This is a genomic window from Lysinibacillus sphaericus, from assembly GCF_001629735.1.
Lineage (GTDB): Bacteria > Bacillota > Bacilli > Bacillales_A > Planococcaceae > Lysinibacillus > Lysinibacillus pinottii.
This window is the reverse complement of sequence record NZ_CP015224.1, coordinates 3,888,766-3,913,385: the sequence shown is the minus strand read 5'-3', so window position 1 is coordinate 3,913,385 and position 24,620 is coordinate 3,888,766. Positions and strand designations below refer to the sequence as shown.

The following is a 24,620-nucleotide window of genomic DNA, read 5'->3' as shown; positions in this document are numbered from 1 at the left end:
GCTCATTTTCTCTTATGACTATATAGCATAATTCATCTATTTTCAAGGCATGTAGAGTTGACAAAAAGATGAATTCCAAAATCCACTGCACCTTCTGCTCGAATGTCATGGAGTATATCGTAAAACTGCTGGTTTTCTCTTTTTATCAAAATAAAAAGAACTCTTCAAATTTGAAGAGTTCTTAAAATTCTTACCCATAAAACCAACTTTAGATTATAATAACTTCTTAAATAGTAAGTTATTACCTTTTAACTATACACCCATACTCTCTAATTCTTCTTCTTTATCCGTTTCTTCTAATTCACTAGAGTTATGATAGGCGTTTAAAATAATCTCCTGAATTTTATTACGAGTGTCAGAATTAATTGGATGAGCGATATCCCTAAATTCACCATCTGGCGTTCGTTTACTTGGCATGGCTACAAACAACCCAGTATTTCCATCAATTACACGAATATCGTGAACAACAAACTCATTGTCAAGTGTAATGGAAGCAATCGCACGCATGCGACCATCCGTCTGCACCCGACGTAATCTCACATCAGTAACTTCCATTTTCTCACCACCTCTCTCTTGGATGCCTAAATAAAATTACCATATTCTTAATTACCGAATATTTTCCTTTTTATAGTCTATCAAATTTTCTAAAAAATTTGAATACTTATGAGAATAATATTTTTTCTTATTTACGGAATTTTTGACAATTGTTTGTCACCAATAAAAAAAAGCCCTCTAAACAGAACGAATGCTCTTAATAGTGGGCTTCATGAATTTATTCTTTATTTAACAATAGCAATAACTTCGATTTCTACTTTTACATCCTTTGGAAGTCGAGCTACTTCTACAGCCGAACGAGCAGGCTTATGCTCACCAAAGTGACTTGCATATACTTCATTCATTGCGACAAAGTCGTTCATATCCTTCATAAACACTGTAGTCTTTACAACATTTTCTAAAGATGTTCCCGCTGCCTCTAATACTGCTTTTACATTAGCGAATACCTGATTTGTTTGTACAGTAATATCCCCTTCGACTAATTCACCTGTAGCTGTTAATGGAATTTGTCCAGAACTATAAAATATACCGTTCACACTAATACCTTGTGAATATGGCCCAATTGCTGCTGGTGCATTTGATGTTGCTACTACTTTCATTTGTCATGTCCCCTTTTAGAAAAATAGTTACCTTCACTTAATGCAATTGTTCGATCTTTTTCGTTCACTTCATGAAGCTTTACAAGTGAATAGTAATCGTCTACTAACGTTTCGTCCGCATGCTCCGCCTCAACCAGCACTGCAATGCCAGCTAATTGACAATCAAACTCTTCTAATAAATTTTTCATGCCATTCATAGTACCGCCGACTTTCATAAAATCATCGGTAATCAAGACACGTTGCCCACTCTTCATGCTTCTTTTTGATAATACCATTGTCTGAATTCTTCTGGAAGAACCAGACACATAATTAATACTTACTGTCGAACCTTCTGTTACTTTACTATCTCTTCGCACAACAACTACTGGCACATTTAAATGTCTTGCAATGGCATGTGCTATAGATATTCCCTTAGTTGCTACCGTCATTATGACGTCAATCTGTTGATCTGCAAAAGCAGAGGCAAAAACCTTCCCTACTCGGTTAATTAAATCTGGGTTCCCTAATAAGTCTGTCATAAACAAGTAACCACCAGGCAATAAGCGATCTGAATGCTCAAGCTCTGCCTTTAAATCCTGAATAACTGAACGTACCTCTGCCTCGGACATTTTAGGAATATATTTCACTCCTCCTGCAGCGCCCGGCACTGTCATCAATAACCCGATTCCTTTTTCTTCGAAAGTTTCTTTTACAATCGTTAAATCCTCACTAATGGATGACTTCGCAGATTGATATAGTTCTGAAAAATAAGTTAGCGGGATCAGCTGATGTGGATGTTCTAGTAAATAGTACGTCATATCAACTAGTCGTTCACTACGTTTCCATTTCATGCGACCCTCTCCTAAACACGAATATTTATAGGTAAAATTAACACAAATTTGCGTTTCTAGGCAAGCGTATTTCGCTCTCCCAATATTCTTACTGCATAAACTTCTTCACAAAAACCACGTAAACCATTATAAATACGACTGACACGAGCCTCACTATCCACTAGCCCAAATACAGTAGGACCGCTTCCGCTCATTAATGTAGCATCTGCTCCAAAGCGTTTCATTTGTTCCTTTAACATGATGACTTCTGGATGTAGCTTAAATGTTACAGTTTCCAAAACATTCCCTAACGATGAACATAACAGCTCATAATCCTTCGTTTCAATAGCCTGTATCATTTGCTTCGTATTAGGATGTTCCAGTCCTTCAACCTTAAGACCTCCATATACTTCAGCAGTGGATACACCGATTTTAGGTTTTGCTAATACTACCCAGCAGTTAGGAGGCGCAGGAATTTCCTTTATTTTTTCTCCACGTCCTGTGGCAAGTGCCGTGCCACCATAGACACAAAATGATACATCTGAACCGATTTTAGCACCTAGTTCAGCCAATTCATCTATCGATAACCCTAAATTCCAAAGTTCATTAAGACCCTTTAGTGTAGCAGCTGCATCACTACTACCACCGGCAAGCCCAGCAGCGATTGGGATTTCTTTTTCAATAGTAATGGATACACCTTGTTTAATGCCATATGTATCTTTAATGAGACGCGCTGCCTGGTAAGCAAAATTACGATGATCATTCGGTACAAAATTATCCGTTGAAATTATTTGGATTACACCATCTTCTCGAGATTCAAGACTGATACGATCAGCTAAATCGACAGTTGTCATAACCATCTCAACTTCGTGAAAATTATCTGGTCTTTTATAAAGTACATCTAATGTTAAATTAATTTTTGCAGGCGCCTTTACATAAAGCATCTTTCTTCCTCCCTTATAGCTACACATATAAACAATTCCTTTTCGCACAAGTTTATTCATTTTATTTTACCATACTGAGATTACGAAAATGGAAAAAAAGAACCGTTTACCCTGTTCAGAGTAACGGTTCTCTCTCGTCAGCTGTATTTGTTGTGTCAGTAAGGATTTTCATCCTTGCTGAATGAAACTTAATAAGTCGTCTATTTTATTAGAAATAGTCTACTTACGCTCTTGCTCATTACTTGCTCGCTCAGCCATTTCAATGGCACGCTTGACCATATTACCAGCATCTCGAGCTTTTATGCCGCCCCAGCCTTCCTTTTGCACAACATCATAAAATCCAAGTTCTTTTGCGATCTCTTCTTTTAATCGAGGTGACATGATACCCTTTCTAGGCATATAAACTCCTCCTTTAACAACTGACCACATTAGTATGCCCCATGAAAACGCAAAACACTCATGTAGTTTTTAACATACATGAGTGTTTCAAAAATATAGAAATAAGTACTAGAAACTATTTTGCGACAGCAGCCTTTGCTTCGTCTAAAAATGTAATCTCTACTGCTTCAGTTAAAATATCTGTGTAACTATACGATACGCGCTTGCACGTATTGTCTTCTTGATCGAGTTCAACTACAAAGATGGCGCGATATGTCTCACGTAATATCCCTGCACACTCAACCGTTTTCTTGCGACCACCGTTTGCTTTTAATTGCAAACGTTTACCCAAATGACAATCCAACGACTTTTTAATGTCCGCTAAAGTTTTTGGCATTTTCGCTTACACCTCACTAATAACTAGTATAAGCGAATCGCCCAAAAATGTCAACAAAATATAATATTTTATCAGCACCTAATAAATCTTGTCAACTTATTTTTTATAAAAAATATATATTTTTTTACATCTTAGAAAAAATGTTAACAAAATTTTTCACTTTGCAAATACGGGATAAAGCGCATCTGCTAATTTTCCAAACTCTTGAATTGTTAAAGTTTCACCACGACGTGTTGGTTCTATATTAGCAGCAGCTAAGGCTTCTAGAATGAAGTCCTTTTGGGTTTTACCATTCGGTAAACCAGCTTGTAGGTTATTATAAATCGTTTTTCTACGCTGTACGAAAGAGGCACGCGTCACGACAAATAGAAAATCCTCATTAATTACCTTTACTGGCGGTTCATCGTGCTTGATAAGGCGGATTACAGCAGAGTCGACGTTAGGCTGTGGCATGAAAACCGTTTTAGGGACTGTCATAGCAATGTCTGCCTTCACGTAATATTGAATCGCAATTGATAATGATCCATATTCCTTCGTTCCTGGTTTAGCCGTTATACGATCTGCCACTTCTTTTTGCATCATGACAACGAAACCACGGATTGGTAATCGATCATTCAATAATTTCATTAGGATTGGTGTAGTTACGTAATACGGTAAATTGGCCACAACCATAATATCTTCAATTCCTGGCATTTCCTCTGCAATCACTTTAGCAACATCAGCCTTTAATATGTCAGAGTGGACAATAGACACATTATTGTATGGACTTAGTGTATCCTCTAATACTGGTAATAGTCGTTGATCAATTTCAAAGGAAACGACCTTTTTAGCACTTCTCGCTAAATGCTCAGTTAATGCCCCAATACCTGGACCAACTTCAATTGCCCCACTATTCTCTGTTAGTTTGGCATGACTAACTATATTTCTTAATATGTTTGGATCAATTAAAAAGTTCTGTCCTAAGCTTTTTTTAAACGAGAATCCGTATTTTTTTAAAATTTCCTGCGTTCGAATTGGTGTTGCAATATCCTTATGCATCATTTTCCTCCTGATCTAGCTGTGCGACTGCGGCACCAAATTGCTTTTCTGTAATTTGAAACATTTTTAATCTTTTATGGAGCTGCTTACCATTTGTAGCACCTATATTCAATAATTCACCGAGACGATCACGCCTATGCTTTGACTGGGGATGTCCAATTAAACGGGCTGTCATTAAATCCTCTAGTGTTATATCATCTTCGTTTGGTTCCTCAAGATGAGGGGTATAGACAAGACGTAGCGCTTCACGAATATCGTCATCTGCAGCGTGCTCAATTCCTAATCCTTTGCCATTCTTAGCAATCGTTTTTGCTTTCGGTAAAAATGCGTGCTTGACCCCTTTAACACGCTCCTCAATAATGGCACGTATTCGACGTCCTGGATAATCAGGATCAGTAAATACAATAACTCCACGCTTTTCCTGCGCATGCTGGATCCGTTTCAGCGTCTCTTCAGATATAGCAGAACCGTTTGTTTCGATAGTATCTGCTTGTACAGCTCGCTTAATAGCTGTCGTATCATCTTTTCCTTCAACCACAATAATTTCTTTTATTTGCAAAAAGGCTCCTCTTTTCTACCTTATCTTCTGACCATTTTACAACTGCATGATACAGTTTGTACAGGAATACAAGACTTACACGTACCTATACTTATACCACTGCTTGGGCACTAAAAATAAAAAAAGAAGCTTCCCCGCCAGTCAAAACAGGAAAGCCCTTAGTGAAAAACATTTTGATTTATTTTACAATTTTTTTAATTTAATACTTTAATACGCACTTTTTTACGTCCCCAGTTACGTGCTTGGGCATCTGTTTGTACAAGTATATCGATCTTATTACCCTTAATTGCACCACCAGTATCTCCAGCAATAGCTGTCCCATACCCTTCAACCCAAACTTTTGAGCCTAGCTTAATAACAGAAGGGTCAACTGCTACCACCTTCAAGTTAGAATTTGAACGTAAGTTTATACCAGTTGCTGATGTACCAGAGCAACCGTTGCAATATGGTGTATAGGCTGTTGCCGTTACATAGAACTCCTTACCGCTTGCAGGCTCTGCAGAACCACGTGATACAGTTGCCGCGCTTGCAACTACAGTTTTAGTTCCAACTGCAACTACTTGTTTTTTTGGCTCTTTTAAAACTGCCTCAGATTGTAGATTTTTCGCTACAACCTTCCCATTTTCTTTGACAACCTCATACGTACGAGAAACCGAACCTTTCTCGCCTGTTGCCACTACCTTTTCTTTCCCCTTTTGCAATGAAGCATCTCGCTTCTTTTCAACTGCGAAATCTAAAGAGTCTTCCACTACATCGATAACCTTTTCTACGCGAACTACTGTGATTTTACTCGCCGGAGTAATAACGTCCTCCAGGTTATTTTCGACACGATCGAATTCATTTAACTGAATTCCTTGTTGTTTTAAAAAGTTAGCGACCGTAGTCGAAGTGGACCATACTTGTCTTTTGTTTACGCCATCGACAAGCGTTAATTGAAACGCTCTTTGAATATCGATTTTGTTTTCTGCGCCTAGTTCAGTATCTAGACCTTGTGCTAAAGTGTCATGTTTAGATACTTCAATATTCGCTTCCTTCAAAATGTCTTTCACTAGTGTTTCAGTTGTCCATACTTTTGACTGATTTCCATCAACTGAAATTGTTACTTCTTTTGCCTGTTCCCATTGAATTGCTAAGCCATTAACAATTTTGGTGTTCAGAGAGGGTGATATTTTGTCATGCTCTGCTACATCTATATTTTGATCTTGTAATAATTGTTCTACAGTTTTGGCATGTGTGGATACTTCGATTGTTTCTCCATTTGCTTCAAGCTTTACGGCTTTTTTCGTACCTTGGTAAAGCACGAAAGAGATTACAGATACAAACAGGACAAGTGAAATAATTCTTATCACTGTTTGCTTACTCCTCAATGATCCTAAGAACAAGTTTTTCATGGAATTATTTGACATGAAAAAACGCCTCCTTAATACAAGGTTGGATTATACGGACTAGTTTTGGCACTGTCAACCCGAAAGTATTTCTCTGAAAATTGACTTCTTCGTCTTTGCCAACCAGAAACCCTGTATTGGAGGCATCTTAGCTAGTTAACTGTCAATCCCAAAAAAAATTTTCGCATTGTCGGTAGTTGCTTGTGCAATTTCCTCGATAGTCAACCCTTTCAAACGTGCAATTTCTTCTGCCACTAAAGGCACAAAAGCGGGTTCATTGCGCTTTCCACGATAAGGATGTGGCGCTAAATAAGGGGCATCTGTTTCAATCATCAAGTGCTCAAGAGGAATCTCCGTAGCCACTTCTTTTGGCAATCGTGCATTTTTGAATGTCACGGGACCCCCAAGACTAATCATAAAATTCATAGCAATACATTCCCGTGCTGTTTCTACACTCCCACTAAAGCAGTGCATCACACCTCCTACAGATGCTGCATTTTCTTCACGTAAAATTTTTACAACATCCCCTGTTGCATCCCTATTATGAATAATAATTGGTAAATTTATCTTTTGCGCTAACTGTATTTGTTTGCGGAAAATTACCTGTTGAACATCCTTTGGTGATTTATCCCAATAGTAGTCCAAACCAGTTTCACCAATACCGACTATTTTTGGATGTGCTGCTAATTCCTCAATCCACTCTAAATCTTCCTGAGTGCAATCAATGGCGTCTACTGGATGCCAACCAATAACACCGTAAATAAAATCAAATTGCTCTATCAGCTCCATAGTTCTTTCAATGGTTTTACGATCAAAACCTATAACCACCATTTTTTCTACTTTAGCTTCTAGGGCTCTATTGATTACCTCTTGAAGGTCTTCCTCGTATTGATCTGCGTTTAAATGTACATGTGTATCAATAAACATCTTCATTCTCCTAACAATGATTTTATTAAAATTTATTATTTCATATTTTTCGTAAGCATTACAAATTTGTTACAAACCATTCGGGATTGTGACATTCCACTTAATCGACAAAGCTCGCATTGGTTCTATATGCCTAAAAAACCATTATTTTTACAGCTAATAAATTATTTTGAAATAACAATAAGGCGAATTCAACTGACCGATTTGAAAAGCCTGCTGAATAATATCTATTCAGCAGGCCATTCTTCGTTTGTTACTTTACTTTTGCACCATTTTCAAGTTTTGAATCTACAGATGCTAATTTCAAAATCCCATCTTTTTCACCAGCTAGGATCATACCTTGTGATAATTCACCACGTAATTTAACTGGCTTTAAATTTGCTACCACAATCACTTTTTGACCAATTAATTCATCTGGGGAATAAAATTTCGCAATGCCTGAAACTACTTGACGTTGCTCATATCCTAGATCCACCTGAAGCTTTAATAATTTATCAGCTTTTGGGACCGTTTCACATGCAGTTACAGTCGCAACACGCAAATCAATTTTCATGAAATCGTCAATAGTAATTTCAGGAATTTCTGGATTCTCATCACTCTTTGTCCCACTATTAACTTCTTCTTCTTGTGAGGTTTTTACTGAACCACGCATTTCTTCACGAATATAAGCAATTTCAACTTCGCTTTCCAAGCGAGGGAAAATAGGTATCCCTTTTTCTACCACTTTAATGTTTGCTGGAATAGTATTGCCGAATGTTTCAATTGTATCCCATGCTAAGAATTTGTCATCTAAACCAAGCTGTTCCATCATACGTTTAGGCGTTGTTGTCATAAATGGTTGTAACATGACAGCAATTTGGTGTAAACTCTCTGCCAAATTTCGCATTACTGTACCTAATTTTGGTTTATCCGCCTCTTCTTTTGCTAATACCCATGGTTGTGTTTCATCTATATATTTATTCGTACGTGATACTAATGTCCATAGGTCTGCTAATACCACACTAAATTGCATTTTTTCCATACTTTCTTCATATTTAATACGTACTGACTCAGCCTGCTCTTTTAATGCAGCATCAAATTCTGTCGATTGAAGATTCTCTGAAGGAATAATTCCATCAAAATATTTGTTAATCATTGAAATAGTACGGTTTAATAAATTTCCTAAATCATTTGCAAGATCAAAATTTGTTCGTTCAATAAATGATTCTGGTGAGAATACACCATCAGAACCGAAAGGTAATTCACGTAAAAGGAAATATCGTGTCGCATCAAGACCATAACGCTCAATTAACATTTCTGGATAAATGACATTACCTTTAGATTTAGACATTTTCCCGTCTTTCATCATAATAAAACCATGTGCAAAAACCTTTTTCGGTAATGGTAAATCTAAAGCCATTAAGAAAATTGGCCAATAAATCGTATGGAAGCGAACGATATCTTTTCCTACTACATGCACATCTGCTGGCCAATATTTATTGAACAATGTTTCATCATCTGAAAGATACCCTAGAGATGTAATATAATTCGTTAATGCGTCTACCCATACATAGATAACATGTTTAGCATCCCCAGGTACTTTGATGCCCCAGTCAAAGGATGTTCTCGATACTGATAAATCTTCTAATCCTGGTTTAATAAAGTTATTGATCATTTCATTTTTTCGAGACTCTGGTTCAATAAATTCAAGGTTTTCTTCATAATAAGCTAATAAACGATCAGCGTATTTCTTCATATTAAAGAAGTACGATTCCTCTTTTACTTTGTGAACAGGTCGACCACAGTCTGGACAATTCCCATCTACTAATTGAGTCTCTGTAAAGAATGACTCACATGGTGTACAATACCAGCCTTCATATTCACCTTTATAAATATCACCATTATCTAAAAACTTTTGGAATATCTTTTCGACAGCTTTTGTATGTCGTTCTTGCGTTGTTTGTATAAAATCATCGTAAGTAATATCCATTAACGCCCAAAGCTTTTTCGCAGACTCTGCAATTTCATTGACATAATCTTGAGGATGCTTGCCAGCTTCTGCTGCCTTTTCTTGAATTTTTTGTCCATGCTCGTCCATCCCTGTCAAAAAACGAACATCATAGCCACGTAAACGTTTATAGCGTGCTATCGCATCTGATGCAACCGTTGTATATGCCGTACCAATATGAAACTTCCCACTTGGATAGTAAATGGGTGTTGTTATATAGAATGTTTTCTTTTGTTCACTCACAAGAACTGCCTCCATTGTTTTACAATATACTTTCTATTCTAACGAAGTACGAAATTCGTTTCAATGAAAGTTTATCATTCGCGAAAATTGTCGAATAATATATTTAATCCATTTACTGACTTAAATAAGAACCTTTTTTACTATAATCAAAAATATTTATTAAAAACCTTTTAAAAAAACAGAAATAACAGCATTCTTCTCAAAAAATTTTTTTTAAAACCATAATATTAGTGCATTAATTAATTGACGTTTATGGCATTACTTGGTATGATAACTATCAGACAAAGAAATAATGTCGAAATTTGACGAAATGCCAATATAACTTATATAAATTAGGAGGAAAACTATTATGAAATCAACAGGAATTGTACGTAAAGTCGATGAGTTAGGACGTGTAGTTATACCTATCGAATTACGTCGTACACTAGGTATTGCTGAAAAGGATGCTTTAGAAATCTATGTGGATGATGATAAAATCATCTTAAAAAAATATATGCCTAATATGACATGTGCTGTTACTGGTGAAGTTTCTGATGATAACTTCCGTCTAGTTGGAGGCAAATTAATTTTAAGTCCAGAAGGCGCAGAAATGTTAGTAAAAGAAATTCAATCAAACTTAAAAAAATAATGTTTACACACCTAAATCAATACAGTGATTTAGGTGTTTTTAATGTAAACGTATATATTATTTACTATACCCAAATTCTGACCCCCTTATAATGTCCATATCTGACCTTTATCTTTAAGATTACTATTATTTACATTTGTTATCAAATTAAAAAATCAAGAGCTACCCAAAGGTAACTCTTGATCGTCATTGTTTATGATATTCGTTATAGACATCTCGCTTCGCAAGTTGCCGTTGTTTGGCTACTTCTTTAATGGCTTCTTTAGAACTTACATCCGTTTGTTCAATGATATAATCCACGTGTTCGATAATAGACAGTGTATGCCAATAAGCCTCTTCAGAATCTTCCTCTTCTACTTGCTGATTCCCCTCAATGACAATACAAAATTCCCCACGTATTTCTTCTGCTTGCGACCATTCTACAGCTTCTGCTAGAGTACCACGCAAAAATTCCTCGAATTTCTTAGTCAGCTCTCGCGCTAAAACAATACGACGATTTCCGAGAATAGCTTCCATATCTTTTAATGTTTCCTTTATTCGATGAGGTGCTTCATATAACAAAATCGTTTCTTGTCGTTTTTTTAACAGTTCTAATTGCTGGCGACGTTCTTTTTTTCCACGATTCAAAAATCCATAAAAGAAAAATGGCTGTGGCGTTAATCCAGAAGCAATTAATGCTGTTATTGCTGCATTTGGACCTGGTATAGGCACAACCGGAAAGTTTTGAGCAATTGCTTTTTCAACTATATCTGCACCAGGATCAGAAATACAAGGCAAACCTGCATCACTCACTAATGCAATGGTCTTCCCTTCCTGTAGGAAAGTTAATAATTTTTCCCCACCTACTGCTAGATTATGTTCATGATAGCTCATTAAAGGTGTTTCGATTTCAAAGTAGTTGCATAATTTTCTGGTATTTCTAGTATCTTCGGCTGCAATAATATCCACTTCTTTTAGAATACGGAGCGCTCGCACACTAATATCCTCTAAATTTCCAATAGGTGTCCCTACAAGATATAAACATCCTGTCTGATCGTGTATTGTACTTTTTTGTGATTTCACGATTCACCCCTCCTTATATACATTATTTTTTGTGTTCTTGTAAGTTGCTTAAAAGCATATTCGGCGCGCATTGCCTCTTCTTTCGTTTCATACTCTTCCTTATAAATACACTTTACTGGCCCTCTAGCTCTTGTATATTTTGCCCCTTTACCAGCATTATGTACAGCTACACGCTTTTCTACATTATTTGTATAGCCTGCGTACAACGATTGATCCGCACATTCTAGCACATAAAAATAGTGATTATTGCTCTTTTCCATAAAGAATCTCTCTCACTTCTGCTGTGTATTCATTATTGTTTTTATAGACATACAATGGTGGTAATATTTTCAAATCAGGCTTTCCATCCTTTATTCCTTCTATTAATAATGTATTCGCCTCTTTTCCTTCTTTCGGATAAATAAGCTGCATTCTTTTTGGCTCTAAACGATTTGCACGCATGGCAGTGACTATATCTAATAATCGACCTGGTCGATGCACAAATGCTGCCTTACCACCTTGCTTTAATAATTTACTTGCTGATTGAATCGCCTCTTCTAATGTTAAATAGAGTTCATGTCGCGCAATGGCATGATGTTCACTAAGATTTTTATCACTTGCTTCATGTGCTAAAAAATAAGGGGGATTGCACGTAACGACATCGTATTTTTCAATGCCCAGTTGTTTCGGAATTTCTTTCACATCTCCAAGAATCATTTGAATTTGATTCTCTAATTGATTATAGCGAATACTTCTCTCTGCCATATCCAACAGACGTGGCTGAAGCTCAACTCCTGTTATTTGACCTTTCGTTCGTACACTTAAAAAGAGAGGGATTACGCCATTTCCCGAACATAAATCCACAATATTTCCTTTATGATAAGGAATATTGACAAACTTTGAAAGTAATACTGCATCCAATGAGAATGAAAAGACAGATGGACTTTGAATAATACGTAAATTCTCAGCCAACAAATAGTCTAGACGTTCATCATCTTTTAGCCATTTTTCCATGCTAATTCCTCCTATGCTACAAAAGAAAAGACTGATACCACCTCGGTGGGAATCAGCCTTCTATTATACATTTTGTTTATTTAAAAATGATAGACAAAACAGACAATCTTCACCTTTACGGGAGCTTCCAAAATGAACATGACAAACATGGAAACCTTCCTGGTATAGACGAGCTAGGTTATCATAACCTTCACCTATATCTAGCGGACTCTCTTTCTTTACTTCAGCAGCTTGTACGGAGTGTGTATTAGAAAGTAGTTCTTCTAGACGTGTGCGAAGATGATGATTTTCTGTTTCAAGTGCCTTATGCTCTTCCATCATTAACGCTACAAATTGTTTCAATGCACCAAATTGCTCCTGCATTGCTTCGAGCTGTTGTTCGAACTCCATAACGGTATCTAAGAAATTACGGTCCTTCACCCAAGCCACCTCGTTAAATTCTCTATCTTATATAAGATTTTTTTCGCATGCTAGCAGTTCTTCTAGTGTATACTCAACTGTGCGCTCCTGCTCTTGTAAATATACTTGAACAAGTCTTTCCAGCACATTTAAACCTACAACTTTACCGCGGCCATCTGGTGTCATAGCTACTTCACCTAAATCTGGCATACCCTCTTTTGCCTCTTCATACTCATCATTCTCATACTTTAAACAACACATTAAACGTCCGCAAAGTCCTGATATTTTTGAAGGATTTAAAGATAAGTTTTGATCTTTAGCCATTTTTATAGAAACTGGCTCAAAATCTCCTAAAAATGTGGAGCAACATAGCATACGACCACAAGGCCCAATGCCCCCTAATAACTTTGCTTCATCACGAACACCGATCTGGCGAAGTTCTATACGTGTTCTAAATACCGAAGCTAAATCTTTTACAAGATCCCTGAAGTCAACTCGTCCTTCAGCTGTAAAATAAAAAATGATTTTATTACGATCAAATGTATACTCAACATCTACAAGCTTCATTTCTAGATTATGTTCTATAATTTTAGTACTTGCAAGTTCAAATGCTCGTTTTGACTCAGCCGCATTTTCTTCTACTTGGATACGATCACGATCATCAGCTGGTCGAAGTACTTGTTTAAGTGGTAATACAACATCATTATCACCTACTACTTTTTGAGGGACAACCACTTTACCATATTCAACGCCTCGTGCTGTCTCAACAATAACATATTGACTATCTTCTAATAGAAATGATGCTGGATCAAAATAATATATTTTACCCGCTTTTTTAAAGCGGACTCCTACTACATTATACAAATGTATATCCCTCCTGCAGATTTAGCATTAACTGCTCCATCAATAACGTCCTATTCATGTTACGCTGTAAAGAGGCACGCGCCTGTAAAATAGATTCCATTTGCTTAGACAATTGCTCATAAGTGGAATATAACGCGATTTCTTTGAATAGTGGTAACATGTCTGGATAAGTACAAGCTGCCTCGGGATTAGCTTTTATTGACACTATATCACGGTAAGCAAATAGTAGTAAATCCAATGCTTGCTCCATTTCGCTTTTTTCTTTAAAGTGTGGTAACCACTCCTCGTGTACAATAAGCATAGCCTCATGTACATTTTGCCGAATAGCTTCTACTAATTTTAACACTGTTTTTCGAGCGAGTGCAAACTGCTCATCACTTGCTAAAGAGATTGCCATTTCGAGCTCGTTCGTCATCATACTTACAGTTGAAGCCATTGAGTGCGAAATATTATTTCCCTGTAAATGCTGTAATAAAACATGACGGGGCATTTTTTGGAATTTTATGTGTTGGCAACGAGAGCGAATTGTTGGTAGTATGGATTGCATTTGCTCTGTAATTAAAATAGCAGTAACCTCTCCATCCGGCTCCTCTAAAAATTTAAGTATCATATTGGCAGAGGCAGTATTGAGACGATCTGCATGATGAAGAACGTAAATTTTGCGCCCCTCTTCTACACCCATCATTTTCATTTCACCAATTAATTCTCGCATCTGGTCAATCTTAATAAATTGACCCTCTGGATAAATTTGATGAATATTAGGATGATTTCCCGAATCAACACGTCTGCAATTTCGACATGTTTCACATGGAACATTTTCATTTGGGTGCTCACACAGCATTAGTTTGACAAAAAAGTGCATAATATCTGCTTTGCCTGTCCCTTTTTCTCCATCGAAAATGTACGCATGTGCTAATCTATTTTTGTCAAAAATCGTTTGAAGTTGCTTCATTACGACTGGTTGTAGCACGAATAGCTCTTCAACATTCTTGGCCATATATTTAAAATTCCTTCCTGTTTCTATTATAAGGGTGGGACTGTTCCCACTTCTAACTTTCTATAGAAACATTGCAGTAGTTCATTATTGGCGATTGCTTTTTGCGTAAAATTGCCAAAGTCTCCTCATATTTGGGCAGATAAACACCGCATTCTTAATTAGCAGATATTCTTGACTCAAAAATGAATGATTGGTATTTAAACTCCTGTTTGGTATTTAATTGATCATGGGTTTACTACTCAATGAAGGTAAAATTCGAAAAAAGCCCGCGCCTATAGGAGAATGAGACACGGGTTTTACATATATAAGTTAATTAGTAAGCCTTTAATCTCACCGATTTTATCAAGGAGGTCAATCGCTTCTTTTTCTTCGTCTAAAATATCCTGTGCAAGTTCGACAAGACGCGTATCAATAGTATCAATGATTTTTAAACGTCTTCCTTCACCGAAACGATTCCAAGTATGCGATTGCTTTAACTCCATACCATGTTCTACTGTCTCTTGTAGAAATCGTTTTACTAGCATTTTAAACCTAGCTAGTTCTCGTAAATTACGGGATCTCGCAACTCGGTCACCTGCAGTAGATATATCTCCTAACAATCTTGTTAATTGTTCAGTTTGCAGCTTAGTACCTTGCTTGACGACCATATCTCCAAATCGGTTATTTTGATTATTATTTTGTAGTGGCTCTTTGCGATTTGTATTTAACCCGACGCGTATATCTTGATTAATTTTCAAACTTGTTTCGCCCCCACGATCTTTATCTATTCTCCTCTGCATGATTGTCTTAGGATAACAATTGGTTAAATCCTAATCATGATTCTGTCTTTTAAACAGTGAACCCTAATATTTATAAGGAGGCCCTTTTTTTAAAAATGATGGAATTGCTCGATTGGTAAAACAAAGACAGTGGCTCCTCCTACCTCAACCTCCACAGGGTAAGGAATATAGGAATCAGCATTTCCTCCTAATGGAGAAACTGGCGCAACCATCTGCTCCCGAGCACGACAATTATCCCGAATAATATCTAAAAGTTTGGGTATGAGAGAGTCTTCAGTTCCTATAAGAAACGTCGTATTTCCTGAACGTAAAAATCCTCCTGTGCTCGCTAATTTAGTTGCGCGAAACTGATTTTTCGTTAAAGCATTCGATAAGCGGCTGCTATCCTGATCTTGCACTACAGCTACGACTAACTTCATTCGCACTCACCCCTTTTATAAAATTAACCTAAATAGGTTTCAATATTATTCCTAAACTTTAGCATGTATAAACTTTTAATACTTCCACTATTAATAATCCAACTGAAAATAAAATAATGGATAGTATCATTATATCACATTGTTATAGACAACTTCATGCATTTACTGTATTGCTTTCAATAATAATGACCATACTTCTTCCACAACACTATCAATATCTTGGTCAGCATTCACCATACGTATACGTTCTGGGTAACGCTCAACGAGTAGTAAATATCCTTCATGCACCTTTTGATGAAATGGTAAACTTTCAACATCTAAACGATTTACTTCGCGATTACCCGTTGCATAAATACGAGCTAAACCTACTTCTGGTGCAATATCGAATAATATCGTCATATCAGGTAATTTCTTACCGATAGCAAATTCATTAATAGAAAGCACCTCATCAATACCTATCCCTCTTGCATAACCTTGATAAGCTAAAGAGGAATCGATAAAACGATCACATATCACCAATTTCCCAGCATCTAAAGCAGGTCGAACCTTTTCAAAATAATGCTGGCTTCTTGCTGCAGCATATAACAACGCTTCTGTTCTTTCATCCATTGCTGTATGCGCAGGATTTAAAATAATGGTTCTTATTTTTTCTGCAATTTCAATTCCACCAGGCTCTCTTGTAGCTAGAACATCAATATTTTTTTCGGCTAACCGCTCTGCTATCTTTTGAATGACTGTTGTTTTCCCTGCTCCCTCTGGACCTTCAAATGTTATAAATAAATTGCTATTCATGCTGTTAATTGCCTCCAACTATTTAATGACCTGAATCATTTTTTCTGTTAAACGGTGATTACCTTGAAATGTTGCACCTGCTGCTAGCAGTTCTTCTAATTGACTTAATTTTGCTACTGTTATTCTTTCACCTGGTACTAGCAATGGAATGCCAGGTGGATAAGGAATAATCATACTTGCTGATATTCGTCCTATAGTTCGCATATATGGTAACCATTCTTTATTTAAAGATGCCATCTCATCGAAAGTATAAACAGGCTCTGTCAGTTGTACAAACTTATAAGCTGTTTGAGAAGCCTTGATGTTATCTGTCTTTGCTGCTTCTAATAGCAATGTTACGGCTTCCTTTATTCGCACTCTTATTTCAGCAAATGGATAGGTATGTCCTTGCTTGAGTAATGGTAATATGAATAAAACTTGATTCCTATCAGCAAGCTCCCCATAGACTTGCTTTGCCTCTAGTGCCTCTTGTAATTGAAAGCCACTATAACCTTTGACACGTAAAAGTAATTTGAGAGGATCATCTACCTCAATTACATCCAAAGAGCTTATCGATCGTAGAGCTTCAATCCATTGATTCCTTTTTTCTATTATATATGCACCATCACTCTCCATATATGTCTGTACATAATAGCGAGCATCATCTAGAGACGCTAATAGCACATAAGATGGGCTACTAGATTGTAGCATACGTAAATAGTGATGGATTTTGTCAGCGCCAATTAACTCCGATCTCACGTGCATAAAGGAAGCCATCGTCATTGCAGGTAGTGTTTTGTGCGCTGATTGTACGACAACATCAGCCCCAAGGGACAAAGCAGACGGTTGAAATAAGGAACATGCCTGAAAGTGAGCGCCGTGTGCTTCATCCACCAATACAGGGATCCCCTTTTCATGGCAATAAGTAATTTGTTGCTGTATCTCATTAGAGGTTACCCCATAATAAGTAGGATATGTTAATACAACTGCTTTCGCCTCTGAATAATTTTCTACAGCTTCCTTTAAATCTAGAAAAGTAACATGTGTTGCCGTTAATGTTCGTTCATCCCATATTGGTGACACGAAAATAGGCTTGGCTCCAACAAGTTCGATGGCATGAAAAATAGATTTATGCGCATTCCTTTGAACAATAATAGTATCACCTTTTTGACAAGTAGCATAAATCATTGCTAAATTTCCAACAGTAGAACCACCAACCAAAAAGAAACTTTTCATCGCTCCGTATGTATCAGCTAATAAATGTTCTGCTTCTAAGATCATTTCCTCAGGATAATGCAAATCATCCAGCCCCGATAATTCTGTTACATCATAACGCATAACATCCTTAAATGCTTGTGGAAGGTGAGACAGTTCGCCATGCTTATGGCCTGGGACATGAAAAGAAATATTTTGTTGTTGTCGAAAACGTTCTAATCCCTCTATAATCGGCTTTTTCTTTTGCAAAACAAACACCCATTTTCGTTATATTCTCACCTAATTATACGAGATTATAACGCGATAAAAAAGTCATCTCTCAGCAAGATGCTCTATATTTACAGGTAAAATTATAATTTTTCAATATAATGCCTTACTATTAAAAAAACCGACCATCGCCCCTTCTGCAATAATCGGCTCTCCACCCTTTATAAATGAAACTTTTATTCTTTTGCTACCGTCACGGCCATTTGTCGAACGAGTTGCTCCACCAATTGTGGAACAAATTTTTCTAATACCGGATTCATCATTCCCGATAAAAAACCACTGGCCTTCATTGTTAAGCTACCTGTAAGTTGGAGAGATTCATCTTGATGCTGTTTAATTTCAAATAAGCCATCACCATTTATCGGATCTGATAAGCCAACTAAATCAAATAAGACTTGATGCGGCTCTAAAGATTTCATTTGAAGTTCAACTTTCACAGCTTTTTGAATGATGCCGAAGTCACCTTGAAAGACCCAAATCATATTATTTTCATTTAGCAATTCATGATGCAAATAACCTGGTATTAAAACAGCCCACTTTTCTCTATTTTGAATAAAGCTCTCTAACTTTTCCCTCTGTATATTAATTGCTTCACTAGTATATAGTCCTGTTGCCACTTTATTTCATCCCCCCTTGTCCAATCTTTACCATTTAATCTTACCATTTTTTATGCTTACAAAGACAGACAAAAATAAAAACCGCCGAGATATATCTCAGCGGTTACAATTGCCTAGCGACGTCCTACTCTCACAGGGGGAAGCCCCCAACTACCATCGGCGCTAAAGAGCTTAACTTCCGTGTTCGGTATGGGAACGGGTGTGACCTCTTTGCCATCATCACTAGACTATGTTCGGCTTTCAATATACATCGCATTTCTTCGTCAGCTTCTGTCGTTCAGTCAGTCACGTACTTGAGTACGCTCCTTCCCTCTCTCCATTGCTTCCTCGAACTACTCGTATCTTGAAACCCTTTATAAAAGAAATTATTCTTTCAAAACTGGATAAACGGTTCATTGAATGCTTCAAACTTTTTGGTTAAGTCCTCGATCGATTAGTATTCGTCAGCTCCATGTGTCACCACACTTCCACCTCGAACCTATCTACCTCATCGTCTTTGAGGGATCTTACTTACTTGCGTAATGGGAAATCTCATCTTGAGGGGGGCTTCATGCTTAGATGCTTTCAGCACTTATCCCGTCCACACATAGCTACCCAGCGATGCCTTTGGCAAGACAACTGGTACACCAGCGGTGTGTCCATCCCGGTCCTCTCGTACTAAGGACAGCTCCTCTCAAATTTCCTACGCCCACGACGGATAGGGACCGAACTGTCTCACGACGTTCTGAACCCAGCTCGCGTACCGCTTTAATGGGCGAACAGCCCAACCCTTGGGACCGACTACAGCCCCAGGATGCGATGAGCCGACATCGAGGTGCCAAACCTCCCCGTCGATGTGGACTCTTGGGGGAGATAAGCCTGTTATCCCCGGGGTAGCTTTTATCCGTTGAGCGATGGCCCTTCCATGCGGAACCACCGGATCACTAAGCCCGTCTTTCGACCCTGCTCGACTTGTAGGTCTCGCAGTCAAGCTCCCTTGTGCCTTTACACTCTACGAATGATTTCCAACCATTCTGAGGGAACCTTTGGGCGCCTCCGTTACCTTTTAGGAGGCGACCGCCCCAGTCAAACTGTCCGCCTGACACTGTCTCCTGCCCCGCTAAGGGGCATGGGTTAGAATTTCAATACAACCAGGGTAGTATCCCACCGACGCCTCCTTCGAAGCTGGCGCTCCGAGATCTCTGGCTCCTACCTATCCTGTACAAGTTGTACCAAAATTCAATATCAGGCTACAGTAAAGCTCCACGGGGTCTTTCCGTCCTGTCGCGGGTAACCTGCATCTTCACAGGTACTATAATTTCACCGAGTCTCTCGTTGAGACAGTGCCCAGATCGTTACGCCTTTCGTGCGGGTCGGAACTTACCCGACAAGGAATTTCGCTACCTTAGGACCGTTATAGTTACGGCCGCCGTTTACTGGGGCTTCAATTCGCAGCTTCGCTTGCGCTAACCACTCCTCTTAACCTTCCAGCACCGGGCAGGCGTCAGCCCCTATACGTCACCTTACGGTTTTGCAGAGACCTGTGTTTTTGCTAAACAGTCGCCTGGGCCTATTCACTGCGGCTCTCATGCGCTTGCACGCTCAAGAGCACCCCTTCTCCCGAAGTTACGGGGTCATTTTGCCGAGTTCCTTAACGAGAGTTCTCTCGCACACCTTAGGATTCTCTCCTCGACTACCTGTGTCGGTTTGCGGTACGGGCACCTCTCACCTCGATAGAGGCTTTTCTTGGCAGTGTGAAATCAGGAACTTCGTCCATACGGACTCGCCATCACAGCTCAACGTTACAGTGTGCGGATTTGCCTACACACACGCCTTACTGCTTGGACGCGCATAACCAACAGCGCGCTTACCCTATCCTACTGCGTCCCCCCATTTCTCAAACGGTGAGGAGGTGGTACAGGAATATCAACCTGTTGTCCATCGCCTACGCCTATCGGCCTCGGCTTAGGTCCCGACTAACCCTGAGCGGACGAGCCTTCCTCAGGAAACCTTAGTCATACGGTGGACGGGATTCTCACCCGTCTTTCGCTACTCATACCGGCATTCTCACTTCTAAGCGCTCCACCAGTCCTTCCGATCTGACTTCAACGCACTTAGAACGCTCTCCTACCACTGACATCGTAGATGTCAATCCACAGCTTCGGTGAATCGTTTAGCCCCGATACATTTTCGGCGCAGCGTCACTCGACCAGTGAGCTATTACGCACTCTTTAAATGATGGCTGCTTCTAAGCCAACATCCTGGTTGTCTGTGCAACGCCACATCCTTTTCCACTTAACGATTACTTTGGGACCTTAGCTGGTGGTCTGGGCTGTTTCCCTTTTGACTACGGATCTTATCACTCGCAGTCTGACTCCCGTGTATAAATATCTGGCATTCGGAGTTTGTCTGAATTCGGTAAACCGGGATGGCCCCCTAGTCCAAACAGTGCTCTACCTCCAGTATTCTCATCACGAGGCTAGCCCTAAAGCTATTTCGGAGAGAACCAGCTATCTCCAAGTTCGATTGGAATTTCTCCGCTACCCACACCTCATCCCCGCACTTTTCAACGTGCGTGGGTTCGGGCCTCCAGTAAGTGTTACCTTACCTTCACCCTGGACATGGGTAGATCACCTGGTTTCGGGTCTACGACCACGTACTATTTCGCCCTATTCAGACTCGCTTTCGCTGCGGCTCCGCCTTCTAAAGCTTAACCTCGCACGTAATCGTAACTCGCCGGTTCATTCTACAAAAGGCACGCTATCACCCATTAACGGGCTCTAACTACTTGTAGGCACACGGTTTCAGGATCTCTTTCACTCCCCTTCCGGGGTGCTTTTCACCTTTCCCTCACGGTACTGGTTCACTATCGGTCACTAGGTAGTATTTAGCCTTGGGAGATGGTCCTCCCGGATTCCGACGGAATTTCACGTGTTCCGCCGTACTCAGGATCCACTCAGGAGAGAACGAACTTTCGACTACAGGGCTTTTACCTGCTCTGGCGGACCTTTCCAAGTCGCTTCATCTAACTCGCTCTTTTGTAACTCCGTATTGAGTGTCCTACAACCCCAAGAGGCAAGCCTCTTGGTTTGGGCTCTTCCCGTTTCGCTCGCCGCTACTCAGGGAATCGATTTTTCTTTCTCTTCCTCCAGGTACTTAGATGTTTCAGTTCCCTGGGTCTGCCTTCAAGACGCTATGTATTCACGTCAAGATACTACGCGATTAAACGTAGTGGGTTCCCCCATTCGGAAATCTCCGGATCAAAGCTCACTTACAGCTCCCCGAAGCATATCGGTGTTAGTGCCGTCCTTCTTCGGCTCCTAGTGCCAAGGCATTCGCCGTGCGCCCTTAATAACTTAACCTATCAGCTTTCCATACACATCACATTTCGTTGTCAGCCTCACTCGTTCAATCAGTCACGTACTGAAGTACGCTCCTTCATTTACTCGATTGCTTCCTAGAACTGCTCGTGTCTGAAAACCTTATCATGTTATTAAGCCTATAAAAAAACTTAAAAAAATAAATGTGTTTGTTACAATTTCAATGTCGTTTTATCCAGTTTTCAAAGAACAAGTTTTGAAGTATTTCATTCAGAAAGAATGAACCTTCAAAACTGAACGCAAAACGTAATCTTACAAACCCTAGGTTTGTATTCCGAAAATATCCTTAGAAAGGAGGTGATCCAGCCGCACCTTCCGATACGGCTACCTTGTTACGACTTCACCCCAATCATCTATCCCACCTTCGGCGGCTGGCTCCAAAAGGTTACCTCACCGACTTCGGGTGTTACAAACTCTCGTGGTGTGACGGGCGGTGTGTACAAGGCCCGGGAACGTATTCACCGCGGCATGCTGATCCGCGATTACTAGCGATTCCGGCTTCATGTAGGCGAGTTGCAGCCTACAATCCGAACTGAGAACGACTTTATCGGATTAGCTCCCTCTCGCGAGTTGGCAACCGTTTGTATCGTCCATTGTAGCACGTGTGTAGCCCAGGTCATAAGGGGCATGATGATTTGACGTCATCCCCACCTTCCTCCGGTTTGTCACCGGCAGTCACCTTAGAGTGCCCAACTAAATGATGGCAACTAAGATCAAGGGTTGCGCTCGTTGCGGGACTTAACCCAACATCTCACGACACGAGCTGACGACAACCATGCACCACCTGTCACCGTTGCCCCCGAAGGGGAAACCATATCTCTACAGTGGTCAACGGGATGTCAAGACCTGGTAAGGTTCTTCGCGTTGCTTCGAATTAAACCACATGCTCCACCGCTTGTGCGGGCCCCCGTCAATTCCTTTGAGTTTCAGTCTTGCGACCGTACTCCCCAGGCGGAGTGCTTAATGCGTTAGCTGCAGCACTAAGGGGCGGAAACCCCCTAACACTTAGCACTCATCGTTTACGGCGTGGACTACCAGGGTATCTAATCCTGTTTGCTCCCCACGCTTTCGCGCCTCAGTGTCAGTTACAGACCAGATAGTCGCCTTCGCCACTGGTGTTCCTCCAAATCTCTACGCATTTCACCGCTACACTTGGAATTCCACTATCCTCTTCTGCACTCAAGTCTCCCAGTTTCCAATGACCCTCCACGGTTGAGCCGTGGGCTTTCACATCAGACTTAAGAAACCACCTGCGCGCGCTTTACGCCCAATAATTCCGGACAACGCTTGCCACCTACGTATTACCGCGGCTGCTGGCACGTAGTTAGCCGTGGCTTTCTAATAAGGTACCGTCAAGGTACAGCCAGTTACTACTGTACTTGTTCTTCCCTTACAACAGAGTTTTACGAACCGAAATCCTTCTTCACTCACGCGGCGTTGCTCCATCAGGCTTTCGCCCATTGTGGAAGATTCCCTACTGCTGCCTCCCGTAGGAGTCTGGGCCGTGTCTCAGTCCCAGTGTGGCCGATCACCCTCTCAGGTCGGCTACGCATCGTCGCCTTGGTGAGCCGTTACCTCACCAACTAGCTAATGCGCCGCGGGCCCATCCTATAGCGACAGCCGAAACCGTCTTTCAATATTTCACCATGAGGTGAAACAGATTATTCGGTATTAGCCCCGGTTTCCCGGAGTTATCCCAAACTATAAGGTAGGTTGCCCACGTGTTACTCACCCGTCCGCCGCTAACGTCAAAGGAGCAAGCTCCTTCTCTGTTCGCTCGACTTGCATGTATTAGGCACGCCGCCAGCGTTCGTCCTGAGCCAGGATCAAACTCTCCATAAAAGAAATTTGATTAGCTCAAATTGTTTTGCTGGCATCAATTTTGATGTCCAAAATTTTGTTTCGTTCACTAGCTAGGCTAGCTACTTAAAACTTTATTGATTACGTTTTGCTTGTTCAGTTTTCAAGGTTCATGTTGTTAGTCAGTGTCTCTCAACAGCAACTCTTATATAATATCACGTCGCATATAATGTGTCAACATAAATTTTTAATTTATATTTCGTTTCAACCAGTTATATTGGCGACTTCTATAACTATACCATAATATTATTATATTGCAAGCATTTTATAAAATAAATATTAAAGCTGTTATGCCTAGAACCCCTGGAATACCTAAAACGGCAATCGTTAAGACTGAGAAAAGATTGATGGGCACGTTATATCCTATATAACCAATACCTAAATGAATCATAAATAATAGTAGGAAAGCAAATGCAAATCGAAACCAAAAGACAGATAAACCTTCTAAAATTTTGCCAAGCTTAGCATGTCTTATTATGACATAAAGAAAAAGAAGCCCTACAGGAACACAAATACTCATAATTACTAACCAAGACATATGGTTACCTCCTCAAAAAAATAATTATGAA

General features: G+C 39.6%; 24 protein-coding genes and 3 rRNA genes. 1 reads left to right on the top strand and 26 read right to left on the bottom strand.

From position 1 onward, the window contains the following. Nucleotides 1-252: 252 nt before the first annotated feature. The 11 genes from spoVG to metG all read right to left on the bottom strand — a co-directional run bounded on the left by spoVG (nt 253) and on the right by metG (nt 9,836). A complete protein-coding gene (gene spoVG / locus A2J09_RS19250; RefSeq protein WP_031416105.1) occupies nt 253-555 on the bottom strand; it encodes a septation regulator SpoVG in 303 nt (100 codons plus the stop codon). Nucleotides 556-779: 224 nt separating this feature from the next. Further along, nucleotides 780-1,154: a RidA family protein gene (locus A2J09_RS19245; protein ID WP_012291878.1), complete on the bottom strand. Its 375-nt coding sequence runs from the start codon at nt 1,152-1,154 to the stop codon at nt 780-782. Next, entirely contained in the window at nt 1,151-1,984 is an 834-nt protein-coding gene (purR, locus tag A2J09_RS19240) for a pur operon repressor (RefSeq protein ID WP_012291877.1), read from the bottom strand. The genes A2J09_RS19245 and purR overlap by 4 nt, the downstream gene beginning before the upstream one ends. A gap of 56 nt (nt 1,985-2,040) precedes the next feature. Continuing rightward, a complete protein-coding gene (gene ispE / locus A2J09_RS19235) occupies nt 2,041-2,907 on the bottom strand; it encodes a 4-(cytidine 5'-diphospho)-2-C-methyl-D-erythritol kinase (RefSeq protein WP_031416102.1) in 867 nt (288 codons plus the stop codon). Between the two features lie 219 nt (nt 2,908-3,126). Next, on the bottom strand, nt 3,127-3,306 hold the full coding sequence (locus A2J09_RS19230) for a small, acid-soluble spore protein, alpha/beta type (protein ID WP_025116349.1): 180 nt from the start codon (nt 3,304-3,306) through the stop codon (nt 3,127-3,129). A gap of 115 nt (nt 3,307-3,421) precedes the next feature. Beyond that, nucleotides 3,422-3,682: a biofilm formation stimulator Veg gene (gene veg, locus A2J09_RS19225; protein WP_004229199.1), complete on the bottom strand. Its 261-nt coding sequence runs from the start codon at nt 3,680-3,682 to the stop codon at nt 3,422-3,424. Nucleotides 3,683-3,838: 156 nt separating this feature from the next. Continuing rightward, complete coding sequence (gene rsmA / locus A2J09_RS19220) at nt 3,839-4,720, bottom strand: 16S rRNA (adenine(1518)-N(6)/adenine(1519)-N(6))-dimethyltransferase RsmA (protein WP_012291874.1); 882 nt, start codon at nt 4,718-4,720, stop codon at nt 3,839-3,841. Then, nucleotides 4,713-5,279, bottom strand: coding sequence for a ribonuclease M5 (gene rnmV, locus A2J09_RS19215; RefSeq protein ID WP_012291873.1), 567 nt, complete (start codon nt 5,277-5,279; stop codon nt 4,713-4,715). Before rnmV ends, rsmA begins: the two co-directional genes overlap by 8 nt. 194 nt (nt 5,280-5,473) lie before the next feature. Further along, the gene (locus A2J09_RS19210) at nt 5,474-6,685 is read right to left on the bottom strand and encodes a resuscitation-promoting factor (protein WP_031416099.1); all 1,212 of its coding nucleotides are present in this window, start codon (nt 6,683-6,685) and stop codon (nt 5,474-5,476) included. Between the two features lie 135 nt (nt 6,686-6,820). Beyond that, nucleotides 6,821-7,591, bottom strand: a complete 771-nt coding sequence (locus tag A2J09_RS19205; protein ID WP_036160348.1) for a TatD family hydrolase — start codon at nt 7,589-7,591, stop codon at nt 6,821-6,823. A gap of 253 nt (nt 7,592-7,844) precedes the next feature. Then, the gene (gene metG, locus A2J09_RS19200) at nt 7,845-9,836 is read right to left on the bottom strand and encodes a methionine--tRNA ligase (RefSeq protein ID WP_012291870.1); all 1,992 of its coding nucleotides are present in this window, start codon (nt 9,834-9,836) and stop codon (nt 7,845-7,847) included. A gap of 334 nt (nt 9,837-10,170) precedes the next feature. On the opposite strand from metG, the gene A2J09_RS19195 reads away from it, so the two are divergent. Next, nucleotides 10,171-10,449 (top strand): transition state genes transcriptional regulator AbrB, encoded by a 279-nt coding sequence (locus A2J09_RS19195; protein ID WP_004229214.1) that lies wholly within the window; start codon nt 10,171-10,173, stop codon nt 10,447-10,449. Nucleotides 10,450-10,635: 186 nt separating this feature from the next. Here A2J09_RS19195 and rsmI read toward each other — a convergent pair whose 3' ends face one another. The 15 genes from rsmI to A2J09_RS19120 form a co-directional block, all read right to left on the bottom strand. Continuing rightward, nucleotides 10,636-11,511, bottom strand: coding sequence for a 16S rRNA (cytidine(1402)-2'-O)-methyltransferase (gene rsmI, locus A2J09_RS19190; RefSeq protein WP_012291868.1), 876 nt, complete (start codon nt 11,509-11,511; stop codon nt 10,636-10,638). Then, a complete protein-coding gene (locus tag A2J09_RS19185) occupies nt 11,508-11,771 on the bottom strand; it encodes a GIY-YIG nuclease family protein (RefSeq protein WP_031416093.1) in 264 nt (87 codons plus the stop codon). Before A2J09_RS19185 ends, rsmI begins: the two co-directional genes overlap by 4 nt. Next, complete coding sequence (locus A2J09_RS19180) at nt 11,755-12,504, bottom strand: tRNA1(Val) (adenine(37)-N6)-methyltransferase (RefSeq protein ID WP_012291866.1); 750 nt, start codon at nt 12,502-12,504, stop codon at nt 11,755-11,757. Before A2J09_RS19180 ends, A2J09_RS19185 begins: the two co-directional genes overlap by 17 nt. A 63-nt stretch (nt 12,505-12,567) precedes the next feature. Next, entirely contained in the window at nt 12,568-12,924 is a 357-nt protein-coding gene (gene yabA / locus A2J09_RS19175; RefSeq protein WP_025116340.1) for a DNA replication initiation control protein YabA, read from the bottom strand. 27 nt (nt 12,925-12,951) lie between these two features. Next, nucleotides 12,952-13,767, bottom strand: coding sequence for a PSP1 domain-containing protein (locus A2J09_RS19170; RefSeq protein ID WP_012291864.1), 816 nt, complete (start codon nt 13,765-13,767; stop codon nt 12,952-12,954). Beyond that, nucleotides 13,760-14,764, bottom strand: coding sequence for a DNA polymerase III subunit delta' (holB, locus tag A2J09_RS19165; RefSeq protein ID WP_012291863.1), 1,005 nt, complete (start codon nt 14,762-14,764; stop codon nt 13,760-13,762). The genes A2J09_RS19170 and holB overlap by 8 nt, the downstream gene beginning before the upstream one ends. 296 nt (nt 14,765-15,060) lie before the next feature. Beyond that, nucleotides 15,061-15,501 carry a YaaR family protein gene (locus A2J09_RS19160; protein ID WP_025116337.1) on the bottom strand — a complete coding sequence of 147 codons (441 nt, stop codon included), beginning with the start codon at nt 15,499-15,501 and terminating at the stop codon, nt 15,061-15,063. 131 nt (nt 15,502-15,632) lie between these two features. After that, the gene (locus A2J09_RS19155) at nt 15,633-15,962 is read right to left on the bottom strand and encodes a cyclic di-AMP receptor DarA (RefSeq protein WP_004229230.1); all 330 of its coding nucleotides are present in this window, start codon (nt 15,960-15,962) and stop codon (nt 15,633-15,635) included. 162 nt (nt 15,963-16,124) lie between these two features. Continuing rightward, nucleotides 16,125-16,754, bottom strand: a complete 630-nt coding sequence (gene tmk, locus A2J09_RS19150) for a dTMP kinase (RefSeq protein ID WP_031416090.1) — start codon at nt 16,752-16,754, stop codon at nt 16,125-16,127. A gap of 18 nt (nt 16,755-16,772) precedes the next feature. Then, nucleotides 16,773-18,206: an aminotransferase class I/II-fold pyridoxal phosphate-dependent enzyme gene (locus tag A2J09_RS19145; protein ID WP_012291859.1), complete on the bottom strand. Its 1,434-nt coding sequence runs from the start codon at nt 18,204-18,206 to the stop codon at nt 16,773-16,775. A gap of 185 nt (nt 18,207-18,391) precedes the next feature. Beyond that, nucleotides 18,392-18,832 carry an SRPBCC family protein gene (locus A2J09_RS19140; RefSeq protein WP_012291858.1) on the bottom strand — a complete coding sequence of 147 codons (441 nt, stop codon included), beginning with the start codon at nt 18,830-18,832 and terminating at the stop codon, nt 18,392-18,394. A gap of 111 nt (nt 18,833-18,943) precedes the next feature. After that, a 5S ribosomal RNA gene (gene rrf / locus A2J09_RS19135) occupies nt 18,944-19,059 on the bottom strand. A 186-nt stretch (nt 19,060-19,245) separates the two neighbouring features. After that, a 23S ribosomal RNA gene (locus A2J09_RS19130) occupies nt 19,246-22,173 on the bottom strand. Nucleotides 22,174-22,481: 308 nt separating this feature from the next. Next, nucleotides 22,482-24,033, bottom strand: a 16S ribosomal RNA gene (locus A2J09_RS19125). Together the 16S, 23S and 5S rRNA genes form the textbook arrangement of a ribosomal RNA operon. A 283-nt stretch (nt 24,034-24,316) precedes the next feature. Next, the gene (locus A2J09_RS19120; protein ID WP_008179699.1) at nt 24,317-24,589 is read right to left on the bottom strand and encodes a pro-sigmaK processing inhibitor BofA family protein; all 273 of its coding nucleotides are present in this window, start codon (nt 24,587-24,589) and stop codon (nt 24,317-24,319) included. Between the last annotated feature and the right edge of the window lie 31 nt (nt 24,590-24,620).